The sequence below is a fragment of the Paraglaciecola arctica BSs20135 genome, assembly GCF_000314995.1.
GTDB classification, from domain to species: Bacteria; Pseudomonadota; Gammaproteobacteria; order Enterobacterales; family Alteromonadaceae; genus Paraglaciecola; species Paraglaciecola arctica.
On record NZ_BAEO01000047.1, the window covers coordinates 51,306 to 67,184 of the forward strand.

Annotated in this window: 13 protein-coding genes; 9 read left to right on the forward strand and 4 right to left on the reverse strand. The window is 41.5% G+C overall.

What is annotated here, in order from left to right; all coding sequences use genetic code 11:
• Positions 1-5 precede the first annotated feature (5 nt).
• The 3 genes from GARC_RS15295 to GARC_RS15305 are packed head-to-tail and all read right to left on the reverse strand — an operon-like array spanning position 6 to position 3,117.
• Positions 6-569, reverse strand: a complete 564-nt coding sequence (locus tag GARC_RS15295; protein WP_007621734.1) for a sugar O-acetyltransferase — start codon at positions 567-569, stop codon at positions 6-8.
• Between the two features lie 10 nt (positions 570-579).
• Entirely contained in the window at positions 580-1,491 is a 912-nt protein-coding gene (gene rlmF, locus GARC_RS15300; RefSeq protein WP_007621735.1) for a 23S rRNA (adenine(1618)-N(6))-methyltransferase RlmF, read from the reverse strand.
• Between the two features lie 9 nt (positions 1,492-1,500).
• On the reverse strand, positions 1,501-3,117 hold the full coding sequence (locus GARC_RS15305) for an NAD(P)/FAD-dependent oxidoreductase (protein WP_007621736.1): 1,617 nt from the start codon (positions 3,115-3,117) through the stop codon (positions 1,501-1,503).
• Between the two features lie 210 nt (positions 3,118-3,327).
• Here GARC_RS15305 and fdxA point away from each other — a divergent pair, with 210 nt between their 5' ends.
• Together fdxA and GARC_RS15315 are read left to right on the forward strand one after the other, a co-directional pair.
• Positions 3,328-3,651: a ferredoxin FdxA gene (fdxA, locus tag GARC_RS15310; protein ID WP_039989816.1), complete on the forward strand. Its 324-nt coding sequence runs from the start codon at positions 3,328-3,330 to the stop codon at positions 3,649-3,651.
• A 148-nt stretch (positions 3,652-3,799) separates the two neighbouring features.
• Positions 3,800-4,177: a VOC family protein gene (locus tag GARC_RS15315; protein WP_007621738.1), complete on the forward strand. Its 378-nt coding sequence runs from the start codon at positions 3,800-3,802 to the stop codon at positions 4,175-4,177.
• An 85-nt stretch (positions 4,178-4,262) separates the two neighbouring features.
• Here the strand turns inward: GARC_RS15315 and apbC are convergent, their stop codons facing one another.
• The gene (gene apbC / locus GARC_RS15320; protein ID WP_007621739.1) at positions 4,263-5,318 is read right to left on the reverse strand and encodes an iron-sulfur cluster carrier protein ApbC; all 1,056 of its coding nucleotides are present in this window, start codon (positions 5,316-5,318) and stop codon (positions 4,263-4,265) included.
• A 202-nt stretch (positions 5,319-5,520) separates the two neighbouring features.
• On the opposite strand from apbC, the gene GARC_RS15325 reads away from it, so the two are divergent.
• From GARC_RS15325 to GARC_RS15355, 7 genes are all read left to right on the forward strand, one after another.
• Complete coding sequence (locus GARC_RS15325) at positions 5,521-6,447, forward strand: LysR family transcriptional regulator (RefSeq protein ID WP_007621740.1); 927 nt, start codon at positions 5,521-5,523, stop codon at positions 6,445-6,447.
• A gap of 483 nt (positions 6,448-6,930) precedes the next feature.
• Positions 6,931-9,261: a TonB-dependent receptor gene (locus GARC_RS15330; protein WP_007621741.1), complete on the forward strand. Its 2,331-nt coding sequence runs from the start codon at positions 6,931-6,933 to the stop codon at positions 9,259-9,261.
• Positions 9,262-9,369: 108 nt separating this feature from the next.
• The gene (locus GARC_RS15335; protein WP_007621742.1) at positions 9,370-10,704 is read left to right on the forward strand and encodes an NAD(P)-dependent oxidoreductase; all 1,335 of its coding nucleotides are present in this window, start codon (positions 9,370-9,372) and stop codon (positions 10,702-10,704) included.
• Between the two features lies 1 nt (position 10,705).
• Positions 10,706-12,025, forward strand: a complete 1,320-nt coding sequence (gene preA / locus GARC_RS15340; protein ID WP_007621743.1) for an NAD-dependent dihydropyrimidine dehydrogenase subunit PreA — start codon at positions 10,706-10,708, stop codon at positions 12,023-12,025.
• Positions 12,018-13,346, forward strand: coding sequence for an aspartate aminotransferase family protein (locus GARC_RS15345; protein WP_007621745.1), 1,329 nt, complete (start codon positions 12,018-12,020; stop codon positions 13,344-13,346). The genes preA and GARC_RS15345 overlap by 8 nt, the downstream gene beginning before the upstream one ends.
• Positions 13,347-13,355: 9 nt before the next feature.
• On the forward strand, positions 13,356-14,852 hold the full coding sequence (locus GARC_RS15350) for a CoA-acylating methylmalonate-semialdehyde dehydrogenase (protein ID WP_007621750.1): 1,497 nt from the start codon (positions 13,356-13,358) through the stop codon (positions 14,850-14,852).
• A 28-nt stretch (positions 14,853-14,880) separates the two neighbouring features.
• Positions 14,881-15,762 carry a nitrilase-related carbon-nitrogen hydrolase gene (locus GARC_RS15355; RefSeq protein WP_007621752.1) on the forward strand — a complete coding sequence of 294 codons (882 nt, stop codon included), beginning with the start codon at positions 14,881-14,883 and terminating at the stop codon, positions 15,760-15,762.
• The last annotated feature ends 117 nt before the right edge of the window (positions 15,763-15,879 follow it).

Here is a 15,879-nt window from a genome sequence, read left to right on the forward strand (position 1 = left end):
CATTATTAAACTGGGATAGTTTTAATCACACAAGCCGGTACACCTGCGACAACAGTGTTCGGCTCCACATCTTTATTGACAACGGCCCCAGCCGCAATGACTGCATTGTCACCTATGCTCACACCCTCTAATATCTTGGCACCCATCCCAATCCAGACGCTATTACCAACCTTGATTGGTTTAGCGGTCTCAATGCCTTTATTACGTTTAACAACATCTAATGGGTGAGTAGCTGTTGAAATTAATACCCCAGGCGCAATCATGACGTCATCCCCAAAAGTCACAGTTGCAGCATCTAAGATCACTAAACCATGGTTGGCATAGAAGTTTTTACCGGTAGCAATGTTATAGCCGTAATCACAATAAAAATTCGGCTCGATCCAAGCACCTTGGCAGTGACCAAATAATGACTTAATAATTTTTCTACTGCCCTTTCTATCATCAATATCAAATTGATTAAATTGCTGGCAAAGTCTTTTGGCATTAGCTCTATCTTGCTGCAATGATTTGTCACTAGGAAAATACTCTAGCCCCTGCAACATTTTTTGTTTTTCGGTTAGTTCACTCATTTCAGTCCTCCTAAAACCGCCACGCCACAAAACGACTGACTTTTTTCCCTTGCGCCATCTCGATTGTTTTAACATCACTCACCCCAAGTTCTCGCAAACTTTTGTATATCTGGGTTAGATTGTCTTTCTTGGAAACCAAACTGCTAAACCATTGAATTTGATCTGCATAGTCACGGCTTTCCTTAATCATCTGTTGAATAAATTTTAGCTCGCCACCTTCACACCAGAGTTCATTGGATTGCCCTGAAAAATTAAGTTCAGCGCCTTGCTTTTGAGTTTTTAGGTGGCTGCCACGTTTTGACTTATTTTTGGCTAAATTATTAACTTTACGCTGCGAGACAGCTTTAGCTTGTTCGGCTGATTGATGAAACGGAGGATTACACATACAAAAAGCAAAGTGATCATCTGTTTTAACCACGCCACTGAATATATGTTTCTGGCTATCTTGAAGTCTAATATCAATACAGCCAGTTAAAACAGTATTGGCGTTGATAATAGTGTTGGCAGACTTAATCGAAACAGGATCAATATCAGTGCCCAGCATTTTCCAACCATAGGATCGCGTCGCAATAATTGGATAAATAACATTTGCGCCACAGCCAATATCTAAACCATTTATGGTATTACCTTTAGGAACCACGCCATCATTGTCTTTCGCTAATAGATCAGCCAAATAATGTACGTAATCAGCTCTACCAGGAACGGGAGGACATAAATATCCAGCCGGAATATCCCAAAATTCGACCTGATAATAGTGTGCTAATAATGCGGCATTAAGAGTCTTAACGCCTTCAGGATCAGCAAAATTTATGGTTTTACCGCCATCAGGTTTAGTGACAACATGGGACTGTAAAGCGGGATAACTCTGCACCAGCTCGGCTAAGGGGTAACTATCTTGATGTAAATTTCTAGAATGTTTCAATGTCTACAACTAATTTATTTGACTTTTAGCTAACATGTCCAAAGCTAACGCTTCAGCCACTTTGATCCCATCAATACCTGCCGACCAAATACCTCCGGCATATCCGGCTCCCTCACCGGCTGGGTACAACCCTTGAGTATTAATACTTTGCAGATCTTTGCCTCGTTTAATACAAATAGGTGAAGAGGTGCGAGTTTCCACACCCGTTAATAAACCATCTGCCTTAGCAAAACCTTTAATTTTTTTGTCAAAAGCAGGGATCGCCTCTTGGATGGCTTCGATGACATAACTTGGGACAACTTTAGATAAATCGGTCAAAGTAATACCTGGGGTATAAGACGGATTAACTTCACCCAGTTGCTCACTAGATTTACCCTTTAAAAAATCCCCAATCAATTGCGCTGGTGCGTGGTAATTTTCACCTCCAACCGTGTAAGCCAACTCTTCAAGTTGACGTTGTAATGCAATGCCCGCTAAAGGATGTTCTGGATAGTCTTGTTCTGGGGTAATACCCACGACTATGGCGCTATTTGCATTACGTTCATGACGAGAATATTGACTCATGCCATTGGTCACGACTCTGCCCGCTTCTGACGCTGCAGCTACCACAGTGCCACCAGGGCACATACAAAAACTGTACACCGAACGGCCGTTTTTACAATGATGCACTAACTTATAATCCGCAGCCCCTAAAATAGGATTACCTGCATTATCGCCAAAGCGACATTCATCAATCATCGATTGTTCGTGTTCGATCCTAAAGCCAATTGAAAATGGTTTGGCCTCAACGTACACACCTTGCTCGTATAACATTTCGAAAGTATCACGAGCACTATGTCCCACAGCCAAAACAGCATGTTCACAAGGTAAATATTCATCGTTAGACAAATATAACCCTTTGAGTTTTTGCTCTTGAATATCAAATTTATCGACTCGGGTGCTAAAGCGGATTTCACCGCCTAATTCGATGATTTGGGCGCGCATTTTCTCCACCATATTGACCAATTTAAAGGTACCAATATGAGGTTTGCTTACATACAAAATTTCCTCTGGCGCACCGGCGGCCACAAATTCATTTAACACCTTACGGCCATAATGTTTGCGGTCTTTGATTTGACTATATAACTTTCCATCAGAGAAAGTCCCTGCTCCGCCTTCACCAAACTGTACGTTTGACTCTGTATCTAGGGGCTTTTTACGCCAAAATCCAAACACATCTTTAGTACGTTCACGCACTGCTTTACCGCGCTCCAACACTATGGGCTTAAAGCCCATTTGCGCCAATATCAAGGCAGCAAACAAACCACAAGGGCCAAGACCAATCACCACTGGACGAGAACTTAGGTTTTGAGGTGCCTTTGCAACAAACTGATAGGTCATATCTGGGGTTTCCCGCACATGGGGATCATTGGCAAATTGAACTAGCAAATCGGCTTGATTAACAACCTCAACATCAACAATATAAATCAGTAAAATATTTGCTTTGTTACGGGCATCATAAGCACGTTTAAACACCTCAAAAGACAACATATCTTCTGAGGCAATACCCAACTTCTGCAAAATGGCAGTGGATAACGCATCTTCTTCATGATTTAAAGGTAATTTTACTTCGTTTAAACGCAACATAGTGTTTCCAATGGTCAAACATAAACAATTCACCTGATAACGATCCCTTAAAGAATTGTTATAAGTTTGGCGAAGTGCGGCATTTTATGTCAGATAAGATGCAGAGCATAGGTAAATTCAATATAGAATTGTCGATACAGTTCTTGTTTTTTACTTGCGCTACTTTATGATCGACATAATGAAAAAAATAAAACCAAGATACCCACAACTATGACATTTGTCGTCACTGACAGCTGCATCAAATGTAAATATACAGACTGCGTGCCTGTTTGCCCTGTAGATGCTTTTTACGAAGGTGAAAACTTCTTAGTGATCCATCCAGATATCTGCATTGATTGTGGCCTTTGTGTGCCCGAATGCCCTGTTGAAGCGATATTTCAAGATACTCAATTACCCGAAGATCAAACACACTATCTTAAAATAAATGCCGATTTAGCGGAAATATGGCCAAACATCACAGAATTGAAACCCGCACCAGAAGATGCCGACAAATGGATTGATGTTGAAAACAAACTGCCTTTATTAGTGGAATAAGCTCTTATCCACAGATAAAAATCCACCAGCAAAATAATCAATTCAAATTTAAGTAAATTTCAAATAAACACTTTACCTCAAGTTAACCTGAGGTATTAAAGTGCTGTTCAAGTTAAAAAGTTACTGCAACATTCACAAGGAAAAAACCATGCAAAGTAAACTTGAACATATTAACGTCACGGTCCGAGACTCAGATGCTACAGCCAGCATATTGAGTCATATATTTGATTGGAAAATTCGCTGGACCGGAGCAGCCAAAGACAATGGTCGCACCATTCATCTAGGCGGCGAGGATACTTACCTTGCGCTGTATAGCCATGGAGATAAACATCTCGCCGATACTTCACATAAAACCATCACACACCTCAATCATATAGGCATTCTGGTAGATGATTTAGATAAGACAGAACAGAAGACCAAGGAAAGAGGTTTTGTGACTTACAATCATGGTGATTACGAACCAGGAAAGCGATTTTATTTTGACCTTGAAGAGGGGATTGAAATAGAGGTAATCAGTTATCAATAACACAACTAGGCTCACAAAACTGTGATTTATGAGCCTTTAGTTATTTAAGGTATATGGGAATATGTCACCTTTATTAAAGATCCCATCATTTTACAGCTGAAATCGCTATTTGCTGAACAGCCATTTTTTGTTGTGACAACTTGTAAGATAACTTAAGTGCCAAGGTGCGGTAGATTTGCTGTATTTCAGGGTTAGCCTCTTGGTTATACATGAACGGGGTACCGCTATCCGCCAATTCACGAATTTGCATATTTAAAGGCAACTGAGCCAATAACTCGGTTTGGTATTTATGTGCTATACGTTGCCCACCATCCGCACCAAATATATGCTCTTTGTGACCACATTCAGTACAAATGTGGTAACTCATGTTTTCAACTATGCCTAAAACATTAATATCCACTTTATTAAACATGGAAATGCCTTTTATTGCATCAGCCAAAGCTAAGTCCTGAGGTGTGGTGACGATCACAGCGGCCGTAACTGGCATATTCTGCGCCAAGGTTAACTGTATATCCCCAGTGCCCGGAGGCATATCGACAATAAGATAATCCAACTCATCCCACAAGGTTTCGTTATAGAGTTGCTGAAACGCGCGACTTGCCATTGGACCACGCCAAACTGTGGCTGAATCTTCATCAACTAGGTATCCGATCGACATAGTTTGTAAGTCATTGACAATAATCGGGTAGATGTTTTTATTATCCGGTGATTCAGGTTGCACATTTTTAGTGCCCAAAAGCGTAGGCAAAGATGGGCCATATACATCTGCATCCAAAATGCCCACTCTGGCACCCTCTAAACTCAAAGCAGCAGCTAGGTTTATAGATGTTGTAGACTTCCCTACCCCACCTTTTCCTGATGCCACAGCAATTACATTTTTGACTACTTTAGGATTTTGTCCTTTGATAGATGGGATGTCATAGGCAATTTTGATATTAACCTTATGCTGCTTAGCAAAACTTTCCAATAGATGACTAAACTCACCTTTGGCTCCCAGCAAACTGTTACAAACAAAAGGTAAACTCAAGCTAAGCGACTTACCTTCAACTTTGATGTAATCAGAAGTTCGCTGGATATCGGAGAAATAAACGGGAATATGTTGCTGCAATAAAGCAGCAAGCTTAGCAATAATATCTGACATAAAAACTCATATTGTAATGGACGGACTCTGACCCTAGAGGTGTTAAGTTATACTATCATCCCATAACACTTTTCACTATTATTCAAAGATTTATACCTCAGGTATTACCCAATTAGGTAAAGATTGCAATTCTTTGATAGTTTGATAAATTCAATATAAGCAAAAATTAGATAAGTATTTACTTAACAATATAGAACTCAATATGCCAAAACATAAAAACCTTGTTTCTCAGATAAGTAACTTCGATATCCGTCAGTTAAAAATATTCAGAACAGTAGTAGAATGTGGTGGTTTTTCTGCTGCCGAAGTAGAGCTCAACATCAGTCGCTCGGCTATTAGTATTAGCATGTCAGATCTAGAAAGTAGACTTGGTCTGCATTTATGCCAACGAGGAAGAGCAGGGTTTTCCCTTACCGATGAAGGCACACAAGTGTATCAGGCGAGTTTGCAGCTCATGGCCTCTTTGGAGAACTTTAGAACCCAAGTTAATAGTATCCATGCAAAATTAACAGGTGAACTAAACATAGGGATCACCGATAACTTAGTGACCTTAGAGCATATGTCGATTTCCAAGGCGCTCAAAGCATTAAAAACTAAAGGACCAGAAATTGTCATAAACATACGCATGATCCCACCTAATGAAATAGAACGTTACGTGTTGGATGGTGCATTACATGTGGGTGTTGTACCTAATTTACGGCCTTTGCAAGGTTTAGAATATTCGAGACTGTACGAAGAAAAATATCTACTTTACTGCAATTATCAGCACCCATTGTTCAACGTTGCTGAGAATAAACTAACCTCCAAACAAATCTATGAATGTGAAGCAGTTGCGCCTAGTTACGCGCAAACAGCACAAACTCGTAGTCATTATCAAAACTTAAATACTACGGCAACAGCAACTGATCGTGAAGGGGTCGCCTTTCTTATCTTAACAGGCTGCTTTATCGGATATTTACCAACGCATTATGCTAAAAGATGGGTCGTTTCTGGAGAAATGCGTGCTTTATACCTAGATAAATTTCATTTTAACACTGCATACCAAACTGTTTTACGCAAAGGCTCTAATCCTAATCAAGTATTAAAAACGTTTTTACAAGAAATAAAAGCATCCCCCAGCAAAACTTAGAGACGCCCAACAGCCATAACGTCATGTAATCCTTAGCTCCCTTCCCCTTCAAGTTTGTGTTCTAACCAAAAAATAAAGCGCTTTAGATGAAGCAATAATGTGCAACAGCGACCATTGATAAGTAGGCCTAAGCTAAAATAGTTAAGGTTAAAAACCTCGCTTAAGACTGACCCTAAAAGGATCCGCAGCAGCCCAATCTCCTAACTAATATTCCAGATACCTCTTTGTTTAGTAAACACTTATCTGAACATTTCTTATATTGAATTTAAGATCCTGTCAAAAATGAAATACTAAGTTTATGCCCATTCTTAATAAGCATGGGCATTTAAACAATCACTCGGTAACTACAATGCTGTTACCTGCTTATTCTATTATTCAGTAACATTATTATTTCTGATTAGTGTTACTGAGAATAAAAAGTGAGGGATTGTGGGTTTGCCTGTTAATAGTTAAAAGATAAATAAAAATAAATGGGAACATATAATGAACACACAAAATAAGTACAAATATAATCCTATCTTTGAGGCTATCTCTTTGGCACTCGTATTATTAGTTTCTCCAGCTATAAATGCCGCTGAAAACGTGTGGGAAACCATAGAAGTCTCCGCTCAAAAGCGTAACGAAAATATAAGTGATGTGGGTATCGCCATCACTGCATTCAGTGGTGAGCAATTAAAAGCACTGGGTTTAGAAAGCAGTACTGAGTTAATTGCGTTTACTCCAGGTGTTTCTTTGGCTGGCGATATTGGTGGACAAAGAGCTATCTTCAATATTCGTGGTGTGGTGCAAAATGACTATGCCGATTTGGCTGAAGCCCCAGTTGCGGTTTATGTAGACGGAGGATACTTAGCCAGTACTCAAGCTCAAACCTTTGGCTTATTTGATATTAAACGAATAGAAATTTTGAAAGGTCCACAAGGCACCCTGTTTGGACGAAACGCTACTGGAGGTTTAGTCAATACTATCACCGCGAAACCAACTGAAGACTTTGAAGGTTACGCTGAATTGTCCATCGCAACCTTTGATCAATATCGTTTTGAAGGTGCTGTTTCAGGCGCGTTATCAGATGATATTACTGGCCGCTTATCAGCCTACTCCAATATCCAAGGTGAGATTTTAGAAAATATCTATGAAGACGGCGCGTCCCCAGATACTCGTCCTGGCTCTGTTGGTGGCGGACAAGATGGCTATAACGACGATACGCAAGCTTTACGTGCGCAACTGGACTTCAATTTAGGAACAGACGGTTCATTATTATTAAGCGCAAATTGGGCTGACACCACCAAAAGTGAAGGGCCTTACCAAGTGGTGAATACCACTGAAATAAAAGACGCAGACGGTAACGTAATTGACGTTATTTTTGCTGCAGATGATCCTTTAGGCTGCGATGCCATTCAACTTGGTCAATGTATTGACGGTAACTTTAACGGTGATCCAGTTCGACCCGTACAAGGTGGCGACTTTAATGGAAACATTGATCCCGATGGCTCTGGACCTAAGGTCAATAAAGACTTTGCCTTTGATGATCAAAATACAATTCAGTCCCAAGGCTTTTCAGCCGCCCTTGATTATAGCTTTGACACCTTTGATTTATTTTCTCTAACCGATTACAAAAAATTTGACCGAACTGTAGGTTTGGATTCAGATCAAACGGCCTCCCCTGAATTGATATTTCAATCTAATAGTACAATTGATCAGTTTAGTCAGGAAGTTAGAGTGTCTGGAGATGCCGACAATTTCAAATGGGTAACTGGATTATATTACCTAAATGTCGAAACTGATTACAGCCAAGGACTTGCTGCCTCTCCAACAGCCTATTTTTTGGGAGGTGAAGAAAACAATTCCCTTATTAAACTAGAAACCCAATCATACTCAATATTTGGTCAAATAGACTACCAGTTGCAAGACCAGTTAGTATTAGTTACTGGCTTGCGCTATACCAAAGAAGACAAACATTTTGTTGGTGATGTGTACCAAAATACCAATACAGATGACAGAGTGATTGAAATTGATCTCGATAGCGCTTCACTTGAACACCTAGATACCGACAATGACCAAAACCTGTGGTCAGCTAAAATACAACTCGAATATTCCACAGACACCGACTTATATTATGTGGGTGTTAATAGAGGGGTTAAAGCCGGTAGTTTTAATGCACCTTTATTTGGTGGATTTAGTAGTTACAAGCCAGAAGAATTAACCTCTTATGAAGCAGGTATGAAATTAAACTTGTCGGATGAGACAGCACTGTTTAACGCCAATATTTTCTATTATGACTACAGTGATTATCAATCATTTTCATGGGTGAATAATTCAGGTTTAGTGGAAAACCAAGATGCCACTTTTATGGGTTTAGAATTGGAACTTTTCTTAACCCCTAGTGACGGACTAGATGTGATATTAAATACCTCTTATACCGATGCTAAAGTAGAAAATCTTGAAGTGGCGTCGGGAATATTTGCTGATACTACTCCAGCATTTACGCCCGAATACCAAGCTTCTGCGATGATCCGCTACAATTGGGATTGGAACGAAGACAATATTGCGGTGCAGTTTAGCGCCAATTATCAAAGTGAAACTTTTCATAATGCACGAAATTTCACAGCCCATGAAATAGACTCGTACGTGGCTGCAAATGCAAGGCTGACGTGGACTGATTCAACACAATTATGGACAGCAACAGCTTACGTAGACAATATGTTTAACTCTGAACATGAAATCATCGGTTTTGATGTAACAGGTTTTTACGGCACATCACAAATATCCTATGCAAAACCTAGAGTCTTTGGAATAACCGTTAAACGTAGTTTTTAATCCTCGCTATATATAGCGCTAAATTGGCATAAGTTATGAAACCGTTTTGTTAAAAAATCCACTGTATTCGCGCAGTTAGCGAAACGGTTTCAGAAAATGAGGTACAGCATGAGTACAACAGGTACAGTTACTATCGATGATATTAATGAAGGTTTTGCCGACCTACATAAACCCTATAATAAGTCACAGGCTTTGCTTGAAGCATCGCGCTGTACATATTGTTACGACGCTCCTTGTATAAAGGCATGTCCCACAGGAATTGACATTCCTACCTTTATTCATCAAATACGCACCCAAAACGTCAAAGGTGCGGCAAAAACCATTTTGTCAGAAAACATTATGGGCGGCACGTGTGCTAGGGCTTGTCCAACTGAGATCTTATGCGAAAGAGCATGTGTTCGTCACCATGATCAGGGCAAACCTGTAGAGATTGGTTTATTACAACGTTATGCAGTCGACTATCTAATGGAATCAACTGATGAACATCCATTTGTTAGAGCGCCAGAAACCGGCAAAACCATAGCGGTAGTAGGTGCAGGTCCCGCAGGTTTATCTTGTGCTCATCGCGCAGCCTTATTAGGTCACAAAGTAACTGTATTTGAAGCAAAACCTAAACCGGGAGGCCTAAACGAATATGGGCTTGCTGCTTACAAAATGGTCGACGACTTTGCGCAAAAAGAAGTCGCGTTTTTATTAGGTATTGGTGGGATAGAGATTATTTATGAGCAATATTTAGGTAAAAACCTAAACTTGGAACAGCTTCGCACGGATTATGATGCCGTTTTTCTCGGCATTGGATTAGGGTTGTGCAATCAACTTAAGCTAGAAGGCGAAGATCTGAAAGGTGTCTTTGATGCCATAGATTTTATTGAGGAGCTGCGTCAAACAACAGACAAATCAACTATGACCATTGGGCAGGATGTTGTGGTGATTGGCGGTGGAAACACGGCCATTGATGCGGCTATTCAAGCCAAACGATTAGGAGCTAAAAGAGTAACATTAGCGTATCGCCGTGGTGAAGATAATATGACGGCTACCGAGTGGGAAATAGATTTAGCTCGTAAAAATGGGGTTGATGTACGCTTGTGGTTATCCCCCATAGAATTGACTGGGGACACCCATGTTAACTCCATTTCCTTCGAGCAAACATCCATCGAATCAGGAAGATTAGTTGGCACAGGTGAACGTATTCAGATAACAACAGACATGGTACTTAAAGCTGTGGGTCAAAAGATTGATGCATCGGTGTTATCAGATGTGTTGATTGAGCAAGGCAAAATTAAAATTAACGACAAGTATCAAACTAGTATTCCAGGTGTTTATGCCGGTGGTGACTGCATCGATACAGGTGAAGATTTAACAGTGCAATCCGTAGAAGATGGCAAACGTGCCGCTCACGCAATGGGCCACACTTTGTTCGGCATTGACTTTAAGGAGCTTTAACATGAGTAAATTAGCCTGCAATATCGCTGGGATTGATAGTATTAATCCATTCTGGTTAGCTTCAGCTCCACCCACCGATAAATACATAAATGTAGTACGTGCTTTTGAAGCCGGTTGGGGTGGCGTAGTGTGGAAAACCTTAGGGATAGATCCCCCAGTCATCAACATGTCTAGCCGTTATGGTGTACATCATGACCGCGCACGTAATGTCATTGGCATAAACAATATTGAGTTAATTACCGACCGTCCATTAGAAACCAATTTACGAGAGATAGAGCAGATCCGCAAAGAGTGGCCAGACAGAGTTATTATCGGCTCGATGATGGCTCCCCTAGATGAAAAAACTTGGAAAGAACTGGCCATCAAAATCGCTAATTCTGGCGTACATGGTATAGAGCTAAACCTAGGTTGCCCCCACGGCATGTGTGAACGAGGTATGGGATCCGCTATTGGCCAAGTACCTGAGTTAATAGAACAAACGACTCGCTGGGTCAAAGAAGTAGTAGATATACCTGTATTTACCAAACTAACACCTAATATCACTGATATTTTGGTGGCCGCAGAGGCGGCATTAAAAGGTGGTGCTGATGCGGTTTCGCTTATCAATACAGTCAACTCAATCGCTTCAGTCGATTTAGATTTAATGGCGCCAACCCCTACTGTCGACGGCAAAGGCACCCATGGTGGATATTGTGGTTCTGCAGTAAAACCCATTGCCTTGCATATGGTGGGTGAAATAGCCAGAAATCCCGATACCCGAAATTTACAAATATCCGCAATAGGTGGCATTGAAACCTGGCGCGACGCTGCTGAGTTTATTGCACTGGGAGCCAGTGGTGTACAAGTATGTACCGCAGCCATGTTATACGGTTTTCGCATTGTTGATGACATGATAGCTGGGCTAGAGAACTTTTTAGACGAAAAAGGCTATGCCTCTTTATCCGCATTTCAAGGTAAAGCCATTCCTAATGTTGTCAATTGGAATGAGCTAAACATTAATTTTGATACTAAAGCATTTATTAACGAAGACTTATGTATTGAGTGTGGACGCTGCTTTATAGCCTGTGAAGATACCTCACACCAAGCCATTACTATGCAAGAAAATACCAGTGGTGGACGTGACTTTGTAGTGGTTGATGATGAATGTGTGGGTTGTAATTTATGTAAACACGTATGCCCAGTACCTGACTGTATCGACATGCGCCCAGTAGAGAATGGACTGCCGGTACTTACATGGCCAGAACACCCTAAAAACCCGCAGCGTATTGACGCTGTATCCCTTGAAAGTTCCCTTGTAGAGACGGGAGAAAATAATGACTAAAACTCATACTTTAACGCCTGAACAACTTCAGGCTAACTGGATGCCATTTACTTGCAATAGGCAATACAAGGCAGATCCTCGTTTAGTAGTTGGTGCGGATCGCATGCACTTCACTTTGTCTGATGGTAGACAATTATTGGACGGCATTGCAGGCCTATGGTGTTGTAATGCAGGACATAACCGGCCTCGAATAGTTGAGGCTATACAAAAACAAGTGGCGACACTGGATTATTCACCGGCATTCCAGATGGGGCACCCACTACAATTTGAGCTTGCTGAGCGACTAGCTAACATGGTTCCTGGCGATCTAAATAAGGTGTTTTTTACCAATTCTGGCTCTGAATCCTGTGAAACGGCCTTAAAGATGGCCATTGCTTACCATAACGCACGGGGTGAAGGTAATAGGACAAAATTAATCGGTCGCGAGAAAGGTTATCACGGTGTCAACTTTGGAGGCCTATCTGTGGGCGGCATGTCTGCCAACCGTAAAATGTTTGGTAATTTGCTTAACGGTGTCGATCACATGCGCCATACCCATGGCATTGAAGCCAACCTGTTTAGTAAAGGAATACCTGAGCACGGAGTCGAATTAGCTGAAGATTTAGTACGGCTCTGTGAATTACATGATCCTTCAACCATAGCGGCGGTGATAGTCGAACCTTTAGCAGGTTCAGCCGGTGTTTTATTGCCACCTAAAGGATATTTAGAAAGACTTCGCCAGATATGTGATCAACATGGAATTTTGTTAATTTTTGACGAAGTAATTACCGGTTTCGGTCGTATGGGCGCACCTTTTGCTACTGAATATTTTGGCATTGAGCCTGACATTATTTGCACCGCAAAGGGCTTAGCAAATGGTGTAATCCCTATGGGTGCAGTCATTGTACAAGACAAAATTTACGATGCCTTTATGCATGGCCCTAAAGATATGGTCGAATTCTTCCATGGTTATACCTTCTCAGGTAACCCTATGGCCTGTGCAGCGGCTATGGGAACCTTAGACACCTATGAAGAAGAAGGACTACTTACCCGTGGAGCTGAACTTAGTGATTATTGGCAAGATGCAGCGCACTCTTTAGCTGATTTATCTTTAGTTAAAGATATTCGAAATATTGGATTAATTGCAGGCATAGAGTTGCACCCTACTCCTGCTACACCCAGCAAACGCGTATTTACTGCTTTCTTAAAAGCCTATGAAGCAGGATTACTTATCCGTACCACTGGAGACACTATTGCATTATCGCCTCCGCTTATCATAGAAAAGTCACAAATTGATTTTGCCTTTAGTACCTTACGCGAAATTATCAAATCACTGGATTAAAAAATTATTATGCAACTAATACAACACATAATTAATGGTCAACACACCTCAGGTGTAAGTAGCCAAACAATTGCGGTGTACAACCCAGCTTTAGGCCAGCAAAGTGCTGAAGTAGTGACCGCAGTAGTTGAAGATGTCAATACGGCGGTGGCTGCGGCCAAAGCAGCATTCCCAGCTTGGTCAAAAATGCCCTCGAGCAAACGTGCCAATATCATGTTTAATATGCGCACTTTGCTGGTAGCCCGTCAAGATGAAGTAGCAGAAACGATTTCTAAAGAACACGGCAAAACCCATGATGATGCGTTAGGAGAAGTGACCCGAGCATTAGAAGTTATAGAGTTTGCTTGCGGCATAACTGACAAGCTAAAAGGTAATTTTAGCCGAGATGTGGCTGTTGGTATCGATGTCACCGACGAACGTCAAGCCTTAGGTGTGGTGGCTGGGATCACGCCCTTTAACTTTCCTGCTATGGTGCCCTTGTGGATGATCCCCATGGCACTTGCATGTGGTAATACTTTCATACTCAAACCATCAGAGAGAGATCCCTCTAGTGCAAACTTGATCCATCAACTATTTGCTGAAGCAGGTTTACCACCAGGCGTGTTAAATATAGTGCATGGTGACAAAGTCGCGGTTGATGCACTGTTAGATCATAGTGACGTTAAAGCCATTAGTTTTGTAGGCTCAACGCCGATCGCTGAATATATTTATCAGCGCGGCAGCGCCAGCGGCAAACGCGTACAAGCCTTAGGTGGTGCCAAAAATCATATGGTGATCATGCCAGATGCAGATCTTGACCAAGCAGCCGATGCGCTTATGGGAGCAGGATTTGGCTCTGCTGGTGAACGTTGTATGGCCATCAGTGTGGCGGTACCTATTGGCCAGGAAACTGCAGATAAGTTAGTCGCCAAATTGATCCCTCGCGTTGAGGCATTAAAAGTAGGCCCATACAATCAAACGGGTAACGAAATGGGACCGGTGATCTCTGCGGATGCGCAAAAACGCATTAAAGGCTTAATCGACCAAGGAGAAGCTGAAGGCGCCAGCGTGTTAGTCGACGGCCGAAGCTTATCAGTAGCTGGCTGTGAAGCTGGTTTCTGGGTAGGCGGTACGTTACTCGACAACGTGACTAAAGACATGTCTGTCTATCAACAAGAGATTTTTGGTCCTGTACTGTCGATATTACGTGCTAATACATATGCTGAAGCAACGGACTTAATCAATGCTCACGAATATGGTAATGGCACCTCTATTTTTACCCGTGACGGAGATGCAGCCAGAGATTTTGCTGCCAACATTGAAGTAGGTATGGTAGGCATTAACGTACCTATCCCCGTTCCTGTCGCCTACCACAGTTTTGGTGGTTGGAAACGTTCAATCTTTGGTGCCCATGGAATTTATGGACCAGAAGCAGTGCATTTTTATACAAAATTAAAAACCGTTACTTCACGTTGGCCAACAGGTATACGTGCAGGTGCGGAATTTACCTTCCCAACTATGTCTTAGAAAAACAATAACTTTAGATGGAGTAATTATGTCAACAACACGCTCAACTTTACGTGGTGGTTTAATCCAAATGGGTTTGAAGTCATCCACAGATAACGATCCAGAAACCATTCGCAAAGCCATGATTGAAGCCCACTTACCTTTAATTGATGAAGCAGGTGCAGCGGGTGTGCAAGTATTATGTTTTCAAGAAGTATTTACTCAGCCTTACTTCTGCCCGAGTCAGGATCCCAAGTGGTATGAGAGTGCCGAAAGCATACCAACTGGACCCACTGTCACCTTAATGCAAGAGTACGCCAAGAAATATCAGATGGTCATTGTGGTTCCGATTTACGAAAAAGACGACGTAACCGGGGTTTACTACAACACAGCGGCGGTTATCGATGCCGATGGCAGTTATTTAGGGAAATACCGTAAAACTCATATTCCACAAGTAGCGGGGTTTTGGGAGAAGTTTTTCTTTAAACCAGGTGCTTCGGACTGGCCAGTATTTGAAACCCAATACTGTAAATTGGGCGTATATATTTGTTATGACCGCCATTTCCCTGAAGGCTGGCGAGCATTGGCATTAAATGGCGCCGAATACATTGTTAATCCATCTGCAACTGTGGCTGGCCTATCAGAATATTTATGGAAATTAGAACAACCAGCTTCAGCGGCAGCAAATGGCTGTTGGATTGGAGCAATCAACCGAGTAGGAGTCGAAGAGCCCTGGAACATAGGCGAGTTTTACGGCCAAAGCTATTTTGTTAATCCAAGAGGGCAAATTGAAAAAGAAGCAAGCAGAGATAAAGACGAATTGATCATCCATGATATGGATATGGACATGATTAAAGAAGTGAGGAACAACTGGCAATTTTTCCGTGACCGTCGCCCTAGTACCTACACAAAATTGACCGATGGTGAATAATAAAACTTTTCGTTAAATTTGTTATTACAAACCTTGCAAATTTAATGATGATTTACACCTGCTACAGATAACTGCTGAACAAGTAGTCATAAAAAGTGAATGAGTTCCCCCCTCATT